Consider the following 21855-nt stretch of genomic DNA (forward strand, 5'->3'; position numbering starts at 1 on the left):
GAAACACCGAGGCATCTCATATCAACATATAGAGTCCCAAAAAGACACCTCAACATATAAAATTTTCTCACAAGAAAAAATACTGCGGAATTAAGGTGTTTTAACATCCAAAGGTAGTCATTTTGGGTTAATTTACCAAATTTTATACAATATAAATAGTTAATTGTCAGATAGTTAAAGCTAATTAGTAGACCCTAAATATCACAAGGCATCTGAACGCAACTTCATTCACAGTAGATAACGAAACACAGCAAATGATGACGGTCAATAGAAGGATGCCTTATTAGACCTTACAGCTGAAGACATCAAGCGTTTAGATAGCAAAGGAGGATCGTTTGCCTGTGACCTTACAAAAATGCAATGCGTATGAACAAGCCCAAATGGTGGGAATTTTGTTCATACGCATTTTTCTTGGGGAATGAGGTTTGCTTTATGGTTGTGGCAAGAACAGGATGTTGTCGGGCAATGGACGCTCGATGATATTGCGACTGGCATAGCCTACCTGCAATTCCTGTCCCATATAGTCCTCAAAGTATCGAACCTCAATTTCATGAAAGCCTGACTCGAGTGCCACTTTTCCTTCAGCTCTTCGAGCACTGTGTCCACCATCATTGTCTACAACCAATTGGTTGTCAATCAATAATTTGCTGCCATCGTCTGAATAGGTGTAGAAACGATATACGCCACGTTCTTTTATTTGGATGAATGCTCGGAAGATATAAGCAAAATGGTCGTTTTGCTTTGCGTTGCTGATAGAGAAGTTTTTCATTGTTCCACTCTCTACCTTTTTCAAAGTGTGAATGTCTTTGGTGTGCTTAATCTTACCTTCAAAATACGTGTATGCTACTCCCTGCTTGGATGGCTTGACTGGTTTCGCAGGCAGATAGTTCATGATTCGTTCATCTTTCGAAGTGAGTGCAGACGGATAGTAGAAAGTGTCCTCTTTCTTGTTGGCTGTCCGTACCCATGTATCAAATTTGCGCTGACCTTCGTATAGCTCAATGATTCTACCGCCACGGTCTACTTTTCCATACGCATCAAGACCACTCACACGACCATAACCTAAGGCAATATCGTATTCCATGCCGATGAAATCGTTGTCGTGGTCGTGTCCACAAAACACGCCCATTACATCTTTCATGTCAATGAAAGAAGCAAACATGCCCGAATTGATATTGGATGAACAGACCTCACCATCGCCATAGCTCCCCAAGTAGTCGTTGCGAGCCACTACATGCTTGAACTCTACTAGCGGTATATGGAAGAAAGCAAGTGATGGGAGTGGCTTGTTACCATTGGCTTGGGTATATTTCTTACTTTCTGTCCGATACCATTGTATCTGGTCAAAGTGTATCCAATCGTATGCACCATACTCTTTGATAGGCTGGTAATCGTTGGAGTCAATGCAATAAATCAAGGCTGCTGGTTGGTCGCTGCTCTTATTTGAAGAATAAATAGGAATAGAACAGTTGCCATACCCCGTGATGTTGGTTGCCCCGATACATCCTGCGTAATAGGGAGAAGCTGTAAGCTGTTGGTATATTTCTTTTTTACTCATCACCTCGGCATCATGATTTCCCATTACAACCACAAAAGGCAGATGAGAATTTTCAAAGATTTGGATGATTGATTTCCAACCTTCGCCGGCAGGTTGTTCGGTTACAATATCGCCCGTAAGAATGGCGATGTCGGGCTTTTCCGTTTGTATGACCTTCTGAATGATTGCTGAAGTTTGCTTGCAATTAGCAGATTTCGCATTCCAGTGAATGTCTGTGAATTGAGCTATCCTAAACTTTCCATCATGGAAACGGAACGAGTGCTGACTCCATACATTAAACGTGGTTAGGAATGTCAGTAGCAATGACAAGAAAAGTGACTTTTTCATTATTTGTGAGAATGGATAAATGAATAAATTTTATAATTGGGCAGCACCTAAAATATTACTGTCTTTAAGCTTAGAAAAGATGATTTGAACGGCTTCGGCTTCTTTCGGGAACAAGAATTTTTCGTGCATTGACTCATACATTGATTGTTCAAAGAGAGGGTGCGACAAAGAGATGCCGCCTCCGATGATGATGGCTTCAGGGTTGTATGCGTACAGAATTACTTGCAATAACTTTCCTAAATGGAAGCCTAATTCTTGCCATTTTTCGAGTGCTGCTTGGTCTCCTTGTGCGGCTTTCAATGCTTCTTGCTGCCCCGTTGTGTGCCATTTGTTGAACAACTGACTGCTGGTGTAGTCTTCGTAGATGCTATCTAAATAAGGAATACAGCCAATTTCGCCAGCACCTGTATGGACTCCTCGGTACACCTCATTGTTGATAACGATGCCAGCACCGACACCTGTTCCTAAAGTGATGCCTACAAAATCTCTGAAAGGTTGTCCCGCTCCCAGCACATTCTCTGCAGCAACAAAGCAATTCACGTCATTGTCCACCCTTGTCTCCAAGTTAAAGCGTTGTTCAAGAATATCCTTTAGATGTACCTCTGTCCACGAAGGTATGTTTTGTACGTGGTAAACAATGCCCTTTTTGTAGTCTACAATGGAGGGTACTGCTATGCCTATGCGTTCAACTGATGACTGGTTGAGCCGTGTTATCATTTGAATGATTTGCTCTAACACTTCATTTTGAGTTCCGTTGGCAAGGCATGGCTCTTGCAGGGAGGCTTCAATTTGCCCATTTCTTACTCTCGCAGCTCTAAGATTGGTACCACCAAGGTCGATGGCTATACGTGTTGTCATTGTTTGATACATACTTAGTTTTTATATCAATAAAAGTGTTAGAGGGAATGTTTACCAACCCCAACCTGTTGTTCTATTTTTTTGTCACTCCAAAGTAAGATGACTTTAAAGGGAACGTTCGTTTGAATCGTGACCTTAGGCTTCTCCTCTTTGGAGTTACGTTTTTGTACTTTGAAGGAAATAAGTCCATCTTGACCATAAGGATACTTATCAATACCATAAGCATCTAACAGGTTGACATCCAATGTAATGGCGTTCTGTTCATGGTTGGCTCGAATGCCAAAGATGTATTCTATGAGTTCTGCAATGGGAGGAAGCCCCGTCCAACCTACAAAGTCCTTGCGAGCCATGAAGCCAGGATGATTACTTTCAGGTGCATAATACTCAAAAAAAGTACCCGTCTTTTTGTACACCTCCAGTACGTTGTTATAATGATTCATGGTAATATCCCATGCCAACTGTCGAAATCCTTTGTCTACGAGTCCAGAGATGATCATATAATTGGTGCCTGGCCATACGCCTCCAACCCAATAACGCCCATTAGCTTTGTATTTAGGATGACTATGCGAGAGGGAAGGGACGCGATGCGGACGGTTAAATTTGGTAGTATCGGTCAAGTGAGCAACCAGCTTATCCAACCGGTCTTTGGACAACACGTCGGTATGTAGCGCCCAATAGGCATAGATACCTTGTGTAGTACTAAGGCTGTTATCCGCGTATTGGTCATAGAGAAAGCCATCTTTGTCGCTCCACATATTGTCGTTAATGTATTGTGAAAGATGCTTTATATCATCTTCGAAGGTTTCTATCTCTTGCCAACGTTCCAAGTAGAAGCCCATTTTCAACAAAATCTTAGCCACCATGATTTGTTGCAAGCAGGCATCTAACCATATCATGTGTCCATGACTGTAGATGGTGTTGTATCCGTCTTGTACTCGTGGCATATTATCCATGCCTGTTCCCCAGCCACTCGACCAATAAGTACCATTGCGCCAAGTACGGTTTAGCTTTAACCACTTGTAGTATGCCGCCAGTACAGGGAAGACCTTGTTGAGCCTATTGTCATCGCCAAACTGCGTATAATACAGCCATTCGGACCATGGCAGAATATTGGGACCCGTGCTGGTAGGGTCGTATCGACCGAAACAATCGCTACCATCGGCACGTATCTCTCTACAAATAAAGCCATCGGGATGTTGCTTGGCATAAAAGTTATCTAAGCTTTTCTGAAATGGGAAGAAGTTTTTACCATATCGACAGAACATTGTGATAAAGGCATTGTCCCACATAAAGATGTTTCCGTTGTAGGCTGGAGCGATATAACTGGTTACAAATCCAGAGTCATCTAACGGCTGACAGATGTTTTTAATCCCTATTTCCCATGCCTTCCAGTACATCTCTATTTCCTTGTTGTGCCCTTCCCAATAGGGAGATGGCAACACTTTTTTGGCTTGTGCAAAGGTTCCCGGTTGGGTCTTCTCAACCTTAGCCGTACGAAAACTGTTCTCTGCCACTAACGTTTCCATGACGTAGGTATTCTTGTAAGGTAGTTTGTACAGAGGAGACCCCGACGATATTAGGTTTTGTGCCATTATGTTCAGTGGCAACATAATACCGAGGAAGAGAAGAAGTTGATTAAGTTTTTTCAGCATAATTGATGATGTAAGCTTTGATAAGTTATCTTGCGATAGGATTTCTTGATAGTACATACCAGTTTTTTTTGCTTGTATCTTGTGTGACTGGTAGGTATAATTTCGAGTATTGACCGACTTTTGAGACGAATAGTGCAAGCCTCAATTATAGTCGCATTAGTTTTTTGATCTTCCAGAATATTTCTGTATTGTCCATGAATCCAGTAAATTCTTCTGCACCAGGACCGAAAGCGTATACGGGAACCATAACGCCAGTGTGACCAGTGCTTGCAAATTTTGCTTCAATGCGTCCAGTTGCTAAATCACCCCCGTGCAAAGTAAGACCTCCCGTTTCATGGTCAGCAGTTACGACAACTAACGTTTCACCATCTTTGGCAGCCCATTTCATGACTTCACCGATGGTGCGGTCAAAGTCGTGCAATTCTTTCATGAGCATATCCAGTTGATTAAAATGTCCATAGTCGTCTAATTGTGACCCTTCAACCATCATGAAAAAGCCGTTCTTGTTTTGATTCATCAAGCTGATGCCTTTCATGGTAGCGCGAGCAAGCAAGTCACCACGCTCATCAGGCAGGGGAGTATCCACCTCGTAAGGCACGCAGAACACCTTTCCGCTTTCCCATTTTTCTAATTCCTCCCACGTCTTGGCAATGTAGTAACCTTGATTTTTCAGCTCTTCGAAGATGTTGCGACCGTCTTTCCTGTTTGTGAAGTATTTGGCTCCACCACCAAAAGCAAAGTCAACGCCACTGGTTGGATAGTCGGCTATAATTTCTTGTTCGTTGTCCCTGTTAATGTTATGGCAGCAGAAGTCGGCAGGCGTGGCATCCCATAAGCGGCATGTTACAGCAATTCCCGCATCTTTGCCTTTTCGTTTTGCAAGATCTATGATTGTTGTAAGCGGTTTTCCTTCTGGGTCAACCCCTACGGCATGGTATTTTGTTTTGTGTCCTGTTGCCAATGCTGTGCCACCTGCGCCCGAGTCGGTGATGAGTTTATCGGTGCAATGGGTAGCCGACAGTCCAATGTATTGTGCATTGTCGAGCCATAAGCATCCTCGATTGCACACCCAAGCGGAATAGACATCCATCAGCGACATGCCATCGCCTATCATTAAAATAACATTTTTTACTTTTTTACCTTTGGGAGCCTTGAGCTTTTCTACCTTGTATGGATGCTCCATGGTGTATGTTTGCATGTTGGTATTTTGTGCAAACAAGCCCGCGTAAGCGTTTACTAATAGTGCTACTAATAGCAGAATTTGACGTTTCATTAAATATAATTTCTTAGATTTACAAAAGTACAAAATATTTATAAAAATAGTCTATCCTTTTTTGTGGAAAGGATAGACTATCTTCTATATTAACGACGGATAGAATTAGTTGTATCCCTCATTTTGCTTTAGTTGCCCATTCGATTCGGTAATCGCCTTACTTGGATATGGGAAAACAATGAGGTGGTCGTCGTAGGTAGTAATCCTATCCTGATAATCTGCATAAGGTACAATCTTAAAGGATGACTCAGGATTAGAACGGTCGTCATACTTACGAACACGAGGTTGACTAGTCAATGCTTTGGCAGTAACGTTTTTGAGCTCTGGACAGCTCTTGTGCCAGCGCTTTAAGTCATAGAGAGCATCGTAAAACTCGAAGGTAAGTTCACATCTTCGTTCGTGATAGATATCCATCATTGTAGGATTGTGGTCGAGTGAAGCGAGGTTTGAGCGATTTCGCACCTTATTAATATCTTTGGCGGCAGCAGCTGCGTTGCCAATCATGATGTTGGCTTCTGCACGGAACAGATACATTTCTGCCATACGAATTAACGGGAACATGATGCGAGTAGTGGGCCAGTTACCGTTGCCACTAACCATTCCTTTCTCTACACAGTCTTTTGGTTCGAATGCTTGCATATACTTGTTGCACATGAAGCCCGATTCTACGTCAGATGCAGAAAAGAATTTTCTGGTTTTTCCAAAGAATTTGAACTCTTGATTGTACTCTAACAGAGTACGTTTCAAGCGTACGTTGTCTTTGCCGTCTTTCATCAGCTCTTCGTAGATCTCGTATGAGGGCTTGTTTTGTCCCCATCCGTTATAGACACCCCATCCTTTGTTTTCCAAAACAACGCCTGTGAATTCAATTCCACCAGGTGTTTGACCGCCATAGCCAGGCACACCCCATAGATATTCTTTCCCATAGAATTTGCTCATGTCTGAGGTAAATACCTCATCATAGGTAGAAGCAAGACCGCGTCCATATTTGTTTTCCAGTTCATCAACACAAGCAACAACATGTTTCCACTGTGACTTGTCCCAACAAGCCCAATATGCGTAAGTCTTTGCCTTGTAAGCTACACAAGCAGCTTGGTGTGCACGACCCTTATTATTGTCATCGTATTGATCAACCGTAGGAAGATATTGTATGGCTTTGTCCATGTCTTCAATAATCATCTTGTAATCGTCCATGACCGTTGCACTTTGCTTTGGAATGCTGTTGTCATAGCCATTTTCAAAATCTTCGTAGCGTACAAATGGCACACCCTGTTTATCAGTACCATAGCGGTATGCGATATAGAAGTGGCACATTCCACGTACAAACAAAGCTTCACCTAACGAGCGGCTCTCTACTGGAGTCAATTTGGTTTGTTTTTCCTTGTTCAGTAACTTTACAATGACCCAGTTGGCTCTTGCCATTTGGTTATAAAATTGCTCGAAAGTGTCTCTTAATGGACTTTCGTCACCGCTGTATTTCAAGGTTGCTAACGTGCCATAGCCTCGCGTGCGTCCCCATACAACATCCTGACCGCCGCCTTGTTCCCAGAAGAATTCACGGCCAAAAACATTCTCTTGGTGCAACCTTCCGTACAACATGTCAATGGCATCAATGGCTTGTTGGTCATTGGCAAAATAGTTTTCAGTTGTTGGCTTTCCCTCTGGCTGTACGTCAAGAAAGTCGCTGCACGATGTAAAAGTCACAGCAGCTACAACAGTGATAATTGAAATATATTTTTTCATAATGATAAATTCTTAACTGTTTGGTTTTAATAAGTAATCTTTACACCTAATGAAAATACTCTTGACAGAGGATATTTCATCGTGTCAAAGCCACCCACCTCTGGGTCCATGCCCGAATACTTGGTGATGGTGAAAACATTCTCTGCGCTGAAATATACGTAGAGCGAGCTTTTACGATTGTTCAGGTGTCCCCATTTCTGGATAAAGTCTGTAAAGTCGTATCCTATGGTTAGGTTCTTTAAGCGCAAGTAGGATGCATCTTCCAAGTACCAATCCGAAGAAGTTGTGAAGTTACCGTTAGGATCGTTCTTCGAAATACGTGGAATGTCGCTTCCTCTGTTTTCAGGAGACCACGCATCCAATATCTTGTTCCAGCGGTTGAAGTTACCCTCTGTGTCGCTCAGCGTGAGGCCCTTTCCTACAAAGAGCGCCTGAGCGCCAGACACACCTTGGAACATAGCACTTACAGATAGCCCTTTCCAATTAAATCCTGCTGTGAGCGCATAGGTCGTCTTTGGCATAGAACTACCACAATATTGCCGGTCTTTGTCGTCAATCTTTCCATCGTTGTTCGCATCAACAAACTTCAAATCACCAGCCTTAGCATTGGGTTGAATCCGTTTTCCATCTTTGTCAACGTATGCTGCAGCTTCTTCATCACTTTGGAAAATACCGTCTGTCTTAATGAGGTGGAACGAGTTAAGAGCTTGTCCTTGCGTTGTCTGGAAAAGATTCGTCAGGGTCTTGAAGTCATTATGTCCGTAAACGTCACCAACCCAGATGCCTGGATTACCATTCTCATCATGAGTACCAGTGTCGGTAACACGGTTTTTCAGCCACGCAAAGTTACCATTGATATAATAAGAGAAGTCTTTGTTCACCTGATCGTTCCATGCGGCTTGCACTTCCACACCTTCGTTCTTAACTTCTCCTAAGTTAACAAGCATGGCATCAAGTCCAATTGTCGATGGCCAACCTACAGATTGTTGTTGTATAAGATTGTAGGTGCGCTTGTTGAAATAGTCAAATCCTAAAGACAGTCTGTTGTTGAACATAGTTGCATCCAAACCTAAATCCCACTGCTCGGATGTTTCCCAAGTCAACGATGGATTTAATGCTGTACCATTATATATGAGGGTTCCCCATAAGGTGTTACTTGTAACGCCGTACTGTGCACCTTCTGACCATACCGATGATGACAGTTGTGCAGCTTTGTAACCATAGCCAATGGAGCCAAGATTACCAACGCGTCCCCAGGAAGCACGAAGTTTCAGTAAGTTTAGATTTTTATTTTTAGGGAACCAGCTTTCATTTGAGATTTTCCATGCACCTGTAAAAGCAGGGAAGTCGCCATAGTTATTATCCTTAGGCAGACGACCTGCGTAGTCTCTACGCCATGATGCTGTTAGGAAATAACGATCATCGTATGAGTAAGAAGCACGTGCAATGCAAGCTACGTTTGCATCAGGACCAATGAGATAGTCTTTTGGTGTGGTAGTTCCAGCGTATGCCAAATATTGTAGAGCAGGAGTTTCGTCCGAGAAACCACGTGCATACACACTAACACCTCGTTGTACCAACTTGTTGGCTGTTGTAGATAACAAAAGCCCCAGGTTGTGTTTCCCAAAGGCATTATCGTAAGTCAGCGTATTTTCTGTCATCCATTTTTTATATCTGTAAGCCGATTCGTTCATCTCGTTAAATAGTTGTGGCTTACCAGACTCAGGACGCATAGGGTTGAACTCCTTATAGAAGTTGTTTTCAATGTTGAAAGAAAATCTGCTGGTAAACTTCAATCCTGGAACAATGTCATGGAGTTGTAGTGAGGTGGTTGACCACATATCACTCGTTTTGTTATAAGCATTGCTGGCACATAGTATGCGCACAGGGTTGATAGCATCACCATGGATGTCGGTGTAACCGTTACCAGGCTCTGAAACGCCGCCATAGGTTCCGTCTGGATTGTAAACACTGGCACTCGAAGGCATGTGTAATGCGTTCATAATGACACCACCTTCTGGATTTGCAGTATTGGCTCCGCGCATTTGCGAGTTGCGCCAAGTGAAATCCTCAGTAATGGTTATCCATTTGTTAATGTCGAACTGACCGTTATAATGTATGGTGTGTCTCTTGTTAAATGTGCCAATCAATACACCGTCATCGCCGTCATAGGCATAACTCAACCGGCTTCTTGCCGAGGAGGTACCTGTGTTGATAACCACGTTGTGTCTTTGGTAGAAAGCATTTCTAAATACTTCGTCCATCCAGTCTGTACGATTGGTGGCGATATATGGATTCACTTTTGTATCCCAGCCAATAGGAGTATCCAGTCCTGCTGCCTTATACGAGATATTAGCCAGCTTGATTTGCTCTTCTGCAGTGAGTGCTTTGGGCAGGTTGGTAGCTTGTCTGAAACCATATAAACCGTCATAGCTCAAGCTCACTTTTCCTTCTTTGGCTTTCTTAGTTGTTACCAACACACAGCCTCCAGCTCCCGATTGTGCACCATAAATGGCTGCCGATGCAGCATCTTTCAGTACGACAATTGATTCTATATCATTCATAGAAGGAATAGGAGCGCCAGGGATGCCATCTACAACCCACAGTACATTGTCGCCATTCATGGAGCCTTGTCCGCGAATGACAATGTTTGGTGCAGAAGTAGGGTCACCTCCATTGGCTGTAATAGTAACACCTGCCAACTGACCTTGCAGCATACCCTCCGTAGAGCTGACTGGACGAACGGATAGTTTATCCGCATTATTAATCACACCTACAGAGGCAGAAAGGTCTTGTTTGCGTTGACCAGCACCATAGCCTAATACAACCACCTCATCAAGGGAAGCACGATCCTCTGCCAAAACAACATTTAAGTTATTGCTAACTACTGTTATTTTTTTAGTAACATACCCAATAGATGAGATTTGCAGCTCAGCATTTTTTGCAACGCTGAGTGTAAATTTACCATTTACGTCTGTGACAGTACCGTTGCTACTACCTACAATTTTAATGGTAGCACCAACAACTGGTTCTCCATTAGTATCGGTTACGGTACCTGTAATGTTGTCAGCTTTCTGCTGATTCATTTCTACCTTGTTTGCATTTGCATTATATGCAGATGCCATTGTAGGCAAACACAGTGTCAAGGCTGTTAAAGCGGTGACTTTGAACAGCTTGTTTTTGTTGCCTACTGAAAAAATAAACTTCTTCATGCAGTTGAAATTAATAGTGATATTATAATTAATTTAGATTTCTCTTTTTGCTATGCAAAGATAATTAGCGTAGCTTAAATTTTTAGCATAAGTGGGTAAAAAAAAATATGGTTCTTGTTCTTTTCATAGTTTTGTAATCTATTCGTAATAAATGAGTTGCTTGTATTTACCCGTTGGCGGAATTAAGCCAGTGCATACTTGACTCTTCCAATGGGTCTATTATTAATGTGATTTAAATATTGCATTGCGGTAAAGGCACTGATTTTACCGATAATTCTTGTAAACAATCCTACTGTTTCCTTTGCATAGTTGCGGCAAATCATAAATTGGTCGCACATCTGCGAGAAGTCTGTTTCAATCCTTTTTCTCGCCTTCGCAAAAGGGATAAAAGTAGGTTTCCAATTCTTTTGATTGTGCCGATAAGGAACTTCCAATCTGATATTTGCGGTTTCAAATAAGTCCAGTTGCGCCGTTGCACTGATGTAGCCTCTATCTCCAAAAATGCAACAGTCATGATATTCATATTTTACGTCTTGTAAATAACGAATATCGTGGACATTAGCCTTTGTTAGGTCAAAAGAATGTATCACGCCACTTAATCCACAGACAGCGTGCAACTTATAACCATAGTAGTATGCGCCTTGCGATGCACAGTAACCATATGTAGGGGCTGTTCTGTATTCATCTTTGCCCATCTTACAACGCTTGGAGCGGGATAGTGCTGCTCACCAAGAGCAATCATTTGCCAATAGTCGGTCAGTCAGGCGGATAACCCCAACATTTTTCTTCGTACACTTCGTAAGCCATACTTACGCAAAGTCCCTGATGCCGTTTCTTATCGTGCAAAGGTACAACGGCAACCAATCTGCCCTGACAAGGTCAAGTCCTGCGGATGGAGAGAAGAATCTCCACCGCAGGATTTTCCTTTTTTTATGGCTGTATCGCAATTCCCAATATTCGTGCGGTCGTATTCATCTCTCCCAACCTTGCAGGGCAGGGCTGCCGTAAGAGAGTATAGGCACGACAAGAATACGGCATACTCAGGCTCTTTGGACGCAAGGCGTAACAACCAACAATAGATAGGACTGACGATAATACGGACTATCTGTTGTTTGTACAATTTATTGTCATGACTATCTGTTGTCATGACTATCTGTTGTCAAAGCTATATATCGTCAAAATAATCTATCGACAAAACTATCTATCGATAGTTCTACATATCGATTTGTCGAACTATCGAACTGTCGAGAGAATAATTGCTATGTGATAAAAGGAAAGAGCCGGCACCTCATCTCATTACCGCAATAATGCAGACTGATTTCCTTTGCTTTTTCTCTTGTTTTCCTGACATTTCCCTGCTTTTCCTCGTTCCTTGCAGCGATGCCCTTGAACACTTACTTTTGCACACGAGAAATACGGCAACGGACTGCATAACAGTTTGTTTGCCGAGTAACAATAAAGTAATCAAAACAAAATCAAGGAAATGAAACTCATTATCATCGACCGCAAAGCGTGGGAGCGACACCGCTCCGAATTTGCAGACTTTATCCACAGTATTGAACAGCTTATCGGCAATCCGACCGAAACGGACGAATGGCTCGACAATGAAGCCGTATGCCGCAGGCTCGGCATCAGCAAACGCACCCTGCAATCCTATCGAGATACGGGAAAAATCCCTTTCTCAATGATTGGACACAAGTGTTATTACAAAGAGAGCGACATCGCAGAGTTACTGAATGCAAACCATAAATGAAATCAAACACAGAATGAACTATGGAAGAGAAAGAAATCATTACACAGCAAGACCCTCAAATGCAGATGTTTGCACAGTTGATGGAGGGTACTTTGAAGAAACTGGAACGTTATTGTTCTACAGCCCGTCCGATGTTAGGCGGAGAGGTTTACCTCACTGGCGAGGAGGTTTGCAGCCAATTACGGCTCAGCACACGTACGCTCCAAGAGTACAGAAATGCAGGAATACTTCCTTTCTACAAAATCGGAGGGAAGATACTATACAAGCAAAGCGACATACAGACAATGCTTGAAAGGCATTATAATCCAATACCGCAAACAGATAAGTTATGAGTTAAGTTAAGAAATCAGTCGCGACTTAAGTCAAATGGTCAGTTGTGACTTTGGTCAAGAAATTAGTTTCGACCTAAGTTAAAATTAACTTTAGTCAAAAATATGTCAGCTCATAAAGTCAGTAAGTCAAGAAATTAGTCTAAACTTATCTCTTGATTTACTTCTTGAACTTTGAACTCTCGTCTATCAAAAGCACCCCAGAAAAGTTACTTTATGGAACATAACAAACTATCTCTTTCTTTATACTGGCAAGGTGTGTTTTTGTGACACAAACTGCCGTTTGTACCACAAAGACCCTTGCCCCGAAAGGGGATTAAATCACTCCAAAGTCGTGATTAGAAGAACAAAAACAAGAGAATATGGCAAGCGATAAATCAAGGAAAAGGGTAGCGAAAAAGTATGGTGATATGCCCGACAAGTGGGACGATTGGCACGTCCGCCTGCCCGACCCGAAAGAGCAACTTCGGGTGATAGAGCTCTATCACAGGTCTGGTTCAAAATCCAAGTCAGAGTTTGTGCGTGCAAGGCTTTTGGGTGAGCATTTCAAGGTGATAACGGTGGACAAGTCCGCCGTGGAGTACCACCGCAAGCTCTCTGAACTCACAGCCCAAGTACATAAGATTGGAGTGAACTACAATCAGGTGGTGCGACTGATGCGCCTTTATACGGCAGAGAAAAGCATACAGGCATTGTTGCGGAAGCTTATCGGTTTGACACAAGAACTCACTGCCTTGCAAGAAAAAGCAGTGAGTTTAACCATTGACTATCGAGAGAGATAAGGAATGTGCGATGGAATTAGATGTCCCCAAGCATTTTTTGCAGCAGATTGCCCGATGTTCGAGTTATCTGGAAATCCACCGTTTGGTTTTCTACAGTTTTTATGTCGGCTGACTTGAAACGGCATAGTGCTTCCTGGCGCTCCAATGTGTCACGGACGGAAGAAAGGTCTTGTATCTGTCCTACAAACGTTCTATATGGAGATTGCAGACAAATTATTTGTCCATTCACTTTGTCTGGGCGTTTGTTCTCAAACTTAAGCAAGATGGTTATATTCGTGCTGTCCACTGGTGTAGTTGTCGTTTTGTGTATGGTAGCCGTACCCGAATATACTTGTTTATAGGGCAGGTAATAGGCTACAGCAAAAAGGCAGAGCAACACCATTCCGATGGCGGTAATGCCATAACGGATAAGCGAGGAGGGTATCTGTCCCACGATACTACGAACTTTTTCGCTACGCAGTTCAAAGCTCCGTTCTGGTTTCTTTTCTTCTTTCATATTAGTTGCCAAGTTCTAATTGATTCTTTACTAAGGCAAAATATTTACCACGTTTGGCAGTCAGTTCCTCGTGTGTACCTACCTCTACAATTTTACCTTCATCCAAAACTACAATTTGGTCGGCATTGCGGACAGTGGAAAGGCGATGTGCCACCACGATAACCGTTTTTCCTTTGTAGAAATCCGAGAGGTTTTCGGTAATAGCTCGCTCGTTGTTGGCATCGAGGGCGTTGGTGGCTTCGTCCAAAAATACGAACATCGGGTTCTTATAGACTACCCTTGCAATAAGGATGCGTTGCCGTTGTCCCTGACTGATGCCCTGCCCGTCCTGTCCTATCATCGTGTTGTAAGCCAATGGCAGGGCTTCTATATAGTCGGCTATGTTTGCCACACGGGCAGCATGGCGGATACGCTCGATATCGGGTTCGTCGTCCGAAATGGCAATGTTTCTCGCAATGGTATCGGAGAAGAGATAGCCCTCCTGCATCACCGCTCCGCATTGGCTCCGCCACCAACCGAGATTGTATTCGCTCAGATTGGCATTGCCTATCTCGATGTTTCCATTCAGTGGCTCATAGAATCCCAGAAGGAGTTTTACAAGCGTGGTCTTTCCACTTCCGCTCGCTCCCACGATTGCGGTTACTTTGCCGTTGGGAATAGAGAGATTGATGTCGGAGAGAATATCTTTCGGACTGTAGATATCATATTTGAAGGATAGGTCTTTTATCGTGAGGGAATGTCCTTCGGTGGTCTTGTGCGTATAGGCGGTACGTGTCCGTTCGACATTTTCCTCGTTGGTCTCGGTGTGGATTTCGTTCATGCGGTCAAGGCTGATGCTTACGTCCTGCCATGAGTAGATAAACTGGATGAGTTGTTCCACAGGACTGTTGAGCTGTCCGATGATGTACTGCACCGCCAGCATCATACCGAGCGTCATGTTTCCGTGTATCACGGCAGTGGCGGCAAGAACGGTAATGAGGATGTTCTTCACCTCGTTGATGGTGATGCTTCCTGCCTGCTGTACTTGTTGCAGATTGAGGGATTGCAGATTGACCTTGAACAGGTCGGCTTGCACGTCCTCCCATTCCCAACGCTTGTGCTGCTCGCACCCCTGCAGCTTGATTTCCTGCATACCGCCTAAAAGTTGGTAGGTGACGTTGCGGTTGCGTCCTGCCTGCTCAAAATACTTGTAGTCCAACTGCCTGCGCTTTTTGAGGAAGAGAATAATCCAACCTGCATAAAGCGATGTCCCCAAGAGGAAGACAAGGAAAATGCCAAGATTATAGACAGCAAGGACGACACCAAAGACAAGGAAGGTGAAGAACGAGAACAGCAGATTCAGGCTGCTTGATGTGAGGAACTGTTCCACTCGTCGATGGTCTTCAATGCGTTGCAGGAGGTCGCCCATCAGTTTGGTGTCGAAGAACTTCATCGGCAGTTTCATCAATTTGATGAAGAAATCCGATATGAGCGAGATATTAATACGTGTGGAGATGTGCAGGAGTATTTTGGAGCGGATAAAGTCGATGGCAGTACGGCTGAAGAGGAGCATCGTCTCCGCCAACAGCACTAACCACACAAAGCCGATGTCCTTTCCCCCGATACCTGTATCTACAATAGCTTGGGTGAGGAATGGAAAGACAAGTTGCAGGAGCGATCCGAGCAACAGACCGAGAATGAGCTGCGTAAAAAAACGCTTGTATTTCTTGAGATAGCTCCAAAGAAACTTCACTCGGTTATGCGTGGGGATAGTCTCCTCTGTCTTTTGTGCGTAGAATTGTTCCGTCGGTTCGAGGAGTAGGGCAATGCCTTTCTCCTCGCCATCAGTCTTGGTGCTTACCCAATGCTCACAAAATTCCTCTTTCGTATAGGTTACAAGTCCTTTGCCTGGGTCTGCCACAAAGACGGTGTATTTCTCTTTTTTGTGCTTCTTTATTTTATAGACAACTACAAAATGATTTTGATTCCAATGGACAATGCAAGGCAGTGGAACTTCATGAACAAGTGTATCAAAACTCAAACGTCCTCCAACTGTCTTAAAGCCGAGGTTTTCTGCTGCTTTGCTGATACCAAGAAGAGATACGCCACTTCTATCAAGTGAACATAACATCTCAATTTGATTAACATTGGGTTGCTTTTCAAAACATGACATAATCATGGCCAGGCAAGCAACTCCACAATCCATAGAATCTGATTGTTTTCTAAATTTTATCATTTTATAGGGTATTCAAACGATTTCGCTCAGAATTCCGGGTTCCTTTTCCTGTATACTTCTTTGCATTATGAAAGTTGTATATAAACGAAATGTAGATGAATCGACTATCATTATTGGCATTCTTTTTGTAATTTACTGTATTGAATGCCATCTCCCATTTGTCTTTGTTAGTGTTAAAAATATTTTCCGCTCCTATTTTTAAAACCATTGTCTTATCAAAAAAATATTTTTGTATATATGCATCTACAAACATTCCACTGTATTCGCAGGAAATCCCAGAATTGTATGAAGTCCAATATTTGGCTTGGGTTACAAAAGAAATTGTGTGTGGAAACCTGATAATATTATACAAGCTTACATAGAGGTAAGGTCTATTATAGGACTTGACAGCATTCCCATTATTTAATTTGAAAAATTGTTTTTCAAATCCAACCTCTATCTCAGGATTCCATATTTTAAAGAACGTTGGATCCCAAACCGATGCGATACTGAACTTTTTAAAGCCATCCATATTTGTAAAACGAGAAAAGGTGATGGCTTTATCCTCAAATTGATCTATTGTAAACAATATTTTGTCATGATATAATTTATAGGACGCTATGAGATTCAAGTCTAAATATGATACTGTATAACTGATATCATCAATATACGTGTTCTGCAACAAAGGATTTCCTGCCTCATAAGAATATGGTGAGTTGTACTGAACGTCACTTCTTAGCTGGTAATAGGATGGTCTGTTTACAACCCTCCTGTAACTTAAAGCCATATTCATCTTCTCATTAAAGAAAGAGTGTGAAATGATAAATGTGGGGGAAAAATTGCTATATGTTTTGCTCTGATCGGCTTTTTTTACACTGTTAATGTAATAAAGCTGGTTGACAAATTCATATCTCAATCCCATCTCTATATCAAAATCATATGCATTACACTTATAATTAAGGAAAAGTGAAAATAGATCTTGTTTATTTATTGTATATGTTTCTGGAAGGTCGTTTTTCAAATCCCTATCATCGTTATTGTAATATGAATTGTTTCGCGTTTTTGCATAGTCAGCTCCAAACAAGACAGAGGAATTGCCAATTACTCTTGACAACTCTAATCTTAAGGCGCTTAATCGATAGTCGTTCTTGCTATTACTGTTTACGATATTATGTATGCTATTTACATGCTCGGTATTATCGTAAGAGGCTAATGTCTTTGTTTGCCCATACATGTAGTCTGCATTAAAGTCAACGCTCCACTTGGAAATTTTTCCCTTATAGAACATATTCATATTCCCACCATTACCATTCGGGGTGTAATGTGATATTTGACTGTATTCTGCATCTTTTTTCGAGCCTATATAAGCTGTTGTTTCTCCAAATATATTGTAGTATCCATCGGCTAGAAAGGAATGATTGTATCTGATGCCAAATAAATGTTTATCTGAAGCCTTGTATTCTGCTGCTATACCAAGATTGTGAGTCCTCCTGCTTAAGTTTAATTTGTTATTTGAATATATCAGATTATGAGACAATCCGTTTATTTCCACATCTGTCTGTTGATTTTGTTTCATTCTTAAATCCTGCATTGAATAGTCTGTAAAAAAAGAAAATCCATTTTTTGTATACGAAAGATTGGTCAAAAACATTTCACTCCAATCTTCTCCTCTTTGGACTTTCGTGTTGATTAACCCAGAAAAGCCTTCATCTGGAGTAGTTGTAGTTATTTTTATCACAGCACCTACCGAAGCTGAATATTGCACGCCAGGCGTGGTTATAATATCTATTTTTTTTATCTTTTTTGAAGAGAGTTTAAGCAAATCCTCATTGCTGTGAAGTTCCTTGTTGTCAATGTATATTAGTGCTTCTCCTTTCCCGAATATGTTGACAATATCATTTTTAATATTTATTAGTGGTAATTGTTTTAAAACATCCATTGCGTTTCCTGCATCTTTTAAAATGCTTTTTTGTATATTGGTAGTAAATGTACCTCCTTTCATTGTAAACGGAGACCTCCTTCCTGCCACGACTACTTTTTGCAACGCTTTAACAGAAGGATTCAGTGATATCACACCGATATCTTCTTTATCCACTGGCTGCCTGAGACTTTCGTAACCAAGATAAGAAACTGTCAGATTCTTTCCTATTGGTTGAACATGACTGTCTACAATAAGATAGAATCTTCCTAAACTATCCGTGATAGTTCCTTGTAATATTTTACCATCCCTGTCAGAAAGGGTAACATTTGCAAATTCTAATGGAGTTTGTGTGTCTGAAGAAACTACAGTCCCCTTCATGCAGAATGTTTGAGAAAAGACAACTATACTAAAATGAAAAAATATGAGAGAGAAAAAGAAACGTGCATTCATACTTTCTTTATGACTTTTTATTCAGAGCTATGCTTTTATTATAATAGAGTTTTAAGAATTTATCTATTCCGCCTTCCTTGTAAATACTACAGAAATTATATAAGCCTCCATGAAATTTGTTTCTTACACGTTGCCATGCACACCCTCCACTACATATCGGTAAGAAAAAACATTTCTTACAATCGTCATCAGAGATCCATGGCCCTTCTACCATATATTGATTGTAGAGATCCGGTCGTATTAACTTTTCGCTGGCAATATTACCAACAATCATTTCTTCATTCCCCATATCATTCCAACATTTATAAAGCTCTCCCAATGGACCGACAACATAAGCAGTTGAGCAAGTTGCCACACATCCACGCTTTTGGCAAAGATGGGGGTAATAGTCAATATTAATACTTCCTTCGTTTTCTAATTTTTCATAAAAAGCAATAGCATCTTTTTGCTCCATTGAATCACAGACTAAATGTGTTTGATTCTCATCATGAATTCTAATAAAGCCTGGATACACCGATATTTTATTAGGAAATCTCTCTTGCAATTCTTTACAAAGAATTGAATACCCGTCTTGATTGTCTTTACCAATATTGACCCTTATTACTACATGAGTATCAGGAAGTCCTTGAATAATAGAAGAGATATTACTAATTATCCTATTATATGTACCTTTTCCATTAGCGAGTTTTCTTAATTTGTTATGTTCTTCCTCTGGGCCGTCAATAGTAATTTGAATTCTATTAAGGGGATGACACTTAAAGAACTCTATAACTTTATCATTAAAGTTGTATCCATTAGTTACAATATCCTGAGAAATTAATTTTGTGCGGCAATCAGAATCTATTCTTTCTACTATTTTTTTTATCGTTTCAAATGCAACTAAAGGTTCTCCTCCATACCAAGTTATTCCTACTGTTTTTACCTGCTCATGCCCATTAATAAACTTAATCAAGCTGTCTATAGTACTGTCTGACATAGTATTATTTGGTTTGGATTTTTCATAGCAATATGGACATACAAAATTACATGATGATGTTGGTGCTAAAGATAACGACATATGAGAAGAAGCATAATTACTTATATAAGTGTCTATCTCACATTGTCTTACAAATGCGTCATCTGCCGTAGGAGCTACTATTATTTTTGCCTCCTTAAGAAACTCAAAAGTATTCTTAGAAAACAAAGATTTATTTATGTTCCCGTTCTTTCTTGCGAGATTTATCTTTTGAAAAACATCTTCGCTAACATTTATAAAACAGTTTGTTATGGAACTATAAATAAGAAACTCGTCTGTATTATTCCTTTTCGTTGTAAACAAAGAGGTATATCTTGAAATAGTATAATCACCCATAACCTTCATTCTTTAAGAATCCATCAGTTCATTAACGAACTGATGGACAAATTCATTTAAAGCACTGAGAGTGCCTGAGCACTAGGATTCCCCTTGGTGGATATATTCCCTCCTTTGTTGTTGCAAGAGAATTGAATATCACAACATTTCTCTTCGGGAGGATCAAAAATTCCGCCTTTAACATGACTCAAGGTATTACTGTTTACCTTCTCAATTCCATGAACCACCTCTAATTCAAGTTTTTTCTTTTCCATAATTTTAAAAATAGATGGTTTGACATTAAATTAAAATGTCTCATTTCAAAGATATGTTTTTTATACGAAACGAACAAATATTTTGTCTAAAAAAGTGTAAAATACGGTAGTTCTGTCGTTTTTTCACAAGAAATGCATACCTTTGCAACAGCTATTTAAGTGTTCTTTGAGACATTGCAGAATAAAGAAAGGGTAAGAAACTCGCTCGTTTCCAACTCGTAACCCTTTTATCCTTTACACTTTCTTATCTTACTGATTATCTGCTATATACGAATTTACTGAATCTTTTGCGGGCATTGCTGGCACATAGTATGCGCACAGGGTTGATAGCATCACCATGGATGTCGGTGTAACCGTTACCAGGCTCTGAAACGCCGCCATAGGTTCCGTCTGGATTGTAAACACTGGCACTCGAAGGCATGTGTAATGCGTTCATAATGACACCACCTTCTGGATTTGCAGTATTGGCTCCGCGCATTTGCGAGTTGCGCCAAGTGAAATCCTCAGTAATGGTTATCCATTTGTTAATGTCGAACTGACCGTTATAATGTATGGTGTGTCTCTTGTTAAATGTGCCAATCAATACACCGTCATCGCCGTCATAGGCATAACTCAACCGGCTTCTTGCCGAGGAGGTACCTGTGTTGATAACCACGTTGTGTCTTTGGTAGAAAGCATTTCTAAATACTTCGTCCATCCAGTCTGTACGATTGGTGGCGATATATGGATTCACTTTTGTATCCCAGCCAATAGGAGTATCCAGTCCTGCTGCCTTATACGAGATATTAGCCAGCTTGATTTGCTCTTCTGCAGTGAGTGCTTTGGGCAGGTTGGTAGCTTGTCTGAAACCATATAAACCGTCATAGCTCAAGCTCACTTTTCCTTCTTTGGCTTTCTTAGTTGTTACCAACACACAGCCTCCAGCTCCCGATTGTGCACCATAAATGGCTGCCGATGCAGCATCTTTCAGTACGACAATTGATTCTATATCATTCATAGAAGGAATAGGAGCGCCAGGGATGCCATCTACAACCCACAGTACATTGTCGCCATTCATGGAGCCTTGTCCGCGAATGACAATGTTTGGTGCAGAAGTAGGGTCACCTCCATTGGCTGTAATAGTAACACCTGCCAACTGACCTTGCAGCATACCCTCCGTAGAGCTGACTGGACGAACGGATAGTTTATCCGCATTATTAATCACACCTACAGAGGCAGAAAGGTCTTGTTTGCGTTGACCAGCACCATAGCCTAATACAACCACCTCATCAAGGGAAGCACGATCCTCTGCCAAAACAACATTTAAGTTATTGCTAACTACTGTTATTTTTTTAGTAACATACCCAATAGATGAGATTTGCAGCTCAGCATTTTTTGCAACGCTGAGTGTAAATTTACCATTTACGTCTGTGACAGTACCGTTGCTACTACCTACAATTTTAATGGTAGCACCAACAACTGGTTCTCCATTAGTATCGGTTACGGTACCTGTAATGTTGTCAGCTTTCTGCTGACTCATTTCTACCTTGTTTGCATTTGCATTATATGCAGATGCCATTGTAGGCAAACACAGTGTCAAGGCTGTTAAAGCGGTGACTTTGAACAGCTTGTTTTTGTTGCCTACTGAAAAAATAAACTTCTTCATGCAGTTGAAATTAATAGTGATATTATAATTAATTTAGATTTCTCTTTTTGCTATGCA

At 41.3% G+C, this 21855-nt stretch carries 15 protein-coding genes and 2 pseudogenes; 3 read left to right on the forward strand and 14 right to left on the reverse strand.

Going from position 1 to position 21855, the window contains the following annotated elements:
* Positions 1 to 430: 430 nt before the first annotated feature.
* The 8 genes and pseudogenes from PREBIDRAFT_RS09400 to PREBIDRAFT_RS11610 form a co-directional block, all read right to left on the reverse strand.
* On the reverse strand, positions 431 to 1885 hold the full coding sequence (locus PREBIDRAFT_RS09400) for a metallophosphoesterase (RefSeq protein ID WP_004336507.1): 1455 nt from the start codon (positions 1883 to 1885) through the stop codon (positions 431 to 433).
* 30 nt (positions 1886 to 1915) lie between these two features.
* Positions 1916 to 2743 (reverse strand): ROK family protein, encoded by an 828-nt coding sequence (locus PREBIDRAFT_RS09405; protein ID WP_230583440.1) that lies wholly within the window; start codon positions 2741 to 2743, stop codon positions 1916 to 1918.
* A gap of 38 nt (positions 2744 to 2781) precedes the next feature.
* The gene (locus tag PREBIDRAFT_RS09410) at positions 2782 to 4395 is read right to left on the reverse strand and encodes an MGH1-like glycoside hydrolase domain-containing protein (RefSeq protein WP_036875581.1); all 1614 of its coding nucleotides are present in this window, start codon (positions 4393 to 4395) and stop codon (positions 2782 to 2784) included.
* A 145-nt stretch (positions 4396 to 4540) separates the two neighbouring features.
* A complete protein-coding gene (locus PREBIDRAFT_RS09415; RefSeq protein WP_004336502.1) occupies positions 4541 to 5668 on the reverse strand; it encodes an alkaline phosphatase in 1128 nt (375 codons plus the stop codon).
* A 105-nt stretch (positions 5669 to 5773) separates the two neighbouring features.
* Complete coding sequence (locus PREBIDRAFT_RS09420) at positions 5774 to 7411, reverse strand: RagB/SusD family nutrient uptake outer membrane protein (RefSeq protein WP_004336499.1); 1638 nt, start codon at positions 7409 to 7411, stop codon at positions 5774 to 5776.
* A 26-nt stretch (positions 7412 to 7437) separates the two neighbouring features.
* The gene (locus tag PREBIDRAFT_RS09425) at positions 7438 to 10623 is read right to left on the reverse strand and encodes a SusC/RagA family TonB-linked outer membrane protein (protein ID WP_004339791.1); all 3186 of its coding nucleotides are present in this window, start codon (positions 10621 to 10623) and stop codon (positions 7438 to 7440) included.
* 182 nt (positions 10624 to 10805) lie between these two features.
* Positions 10806 to 11342: pseudogene (locus PREBIDRAFT_RS09430) on the reverse strand (IS982 family transposase); the annotation flags it as partial.
* Positions 11343 to 11458: 116 nt separating this feature from the next.
* Positions 11459 to 11770, reverse strand: coding sequence for a hypothetical protein (locus PREBIDRAFT_RS11610; RefSeq protein WP_162010938.1), 312 nt, complete (start codon positions 11768 to 11770; stop codon positions 11459 to 11461).
* A gap of 336 nt (positions 11771 to 12106) precedes the next feature.
* Here PREBIDRAFT_RS11610 and PREBIDRAFT_RS11285 point away from each other — a divergent pair, with 336 nt between their 5' ends.
* From PREBIDRAFT_RS11285 to PREBIDRAFT_RS09445, 3 genes are all read left to right on the forward strand, one after another.
* Complete coding sequence (locus PREBIDRAFT_RS11285) at positions 12107 to 12376, forward strand: helix-turn-helix domain-containing protein (RefSeq protein WP_004336955.1); 270 nt, start codon at positions 12107 to 12109, stop codon at positions 12374 to 12376.
* A 20-nt stretch (positions 12377 to 12396) separates the two neighbouring features.
* Entirely contained in the window at positions 12397 to 12708 is a 312-nt protein-coding gene (locus tag PREBIDRAFT_RS09440) for a helix-turn-helix domain-containing protein (RefSeq protein ID WP_004336957.1), read from the forward strand.
* Positions 12709 to 13067: 359 nt separating this feature from the next.
* Positions 13068 to 13487, forward strand: a complete 420-nt coding sequence (locus tag PREBIDRAFT_RS09445) for a plasmid mobilization protein (protein ID WP_004339792.1) — start codon at positions 13068 to 13070, stop codon at positions 13485 to 13487.
* Positions 13488 to 13503: 16 nt separating this feature from the next.
* Here the strand turns inward: PREBIDRAFT_RS09445 and PREBIDRAFT_RS09450 are convergent, their stop codons facing one another.
* The 6 genes and pseudogenes from PREBIDRAFT_RS09450 to PREBIDRAFT_RS09475 form a co-directional block, all read right to left on the reverse strand.
* Positions 13504 to 13983 (reverse strand): hypothetical protein, encoded by a 480-nt coding sequence (locus tag PREBIDRAFT_RS09450; RefSeq protein ID WP_004339793.1) that lies wholly within the window; start codon positions 13981 to 13983, stop codon positions 13504 to 13506.
* Between the two features lies 1 nt (position 13984).
* The gene (locus PREBIDRAFT_RS09455) at positions 13985 to 16198 is read right to left on the reverse strand and encodes a peptidase domain-containing ABC transporter (protein WP_004339794.1); all 2214 of its coding nucleotides are present in this window, start codon (positions 16196 to 16198) and stop codon (positions 13985 to 13987) included.
* Between the two features lies 1 nt (position 16199).
* Positions 16200 to 18476, reverse strand: a complete 2277-nt coding sequence (locus PREBIDRAFT_RS09460) for an outer membrane beta-barrel family protein (protein WP_231093077.1) — start codon at positions 18474 to 18476, stop codon at positions 16200 to 16202.
* A gap of 79 nt (positions 18477 to 18555) precedes the next feature.
* Positions 18556 to 19899 carry a radical SAM/SPASM domain-containing protein gene (locus PREBIDRAFT_RS09465; protein WP_004335974.1) on the reverse strand — a complete coding sequence of 448 codons (1344 nt, stop codon included), beginning with the start codon at positions 19897 to 19899 and terminating at the stop codon, positions 18556 to 18558.
* Between the two features lie 56 nt (positions 19900 to 19955).
* Complete coding sequence (locus tag PREBIDRAFT_RS09470; protein ID WP_004339795.1) at positions 19956 to 20153, reverse strand: hypothetical protein; 198 nt, start codon at positions 20151 to 20153, stop codon at positions 19956 to 19958.
* 277 nt (positions 20154 to 20430) lie between these two features.
* Positions 20431 to 21798: pseudogene (locus PREBIDRAFT_RS09475) on the reverse strand (carboxypeptidase-like regulatory domain-containing protein); the annotation flags it as partial.
* Positions 21799 to 21855: the final 57 nt, after the last annotated feature.

Origin of the sequence: Prevotella bivia DSM 20514, assembly GCF_000262545.1 — a bacterium.
Classification (GTDB): Bacteria; Bacteroidota; Bacteroidia; order Bacteroidales; family Bacteroidaceae; genus Prevotella; species Prevotella bivia.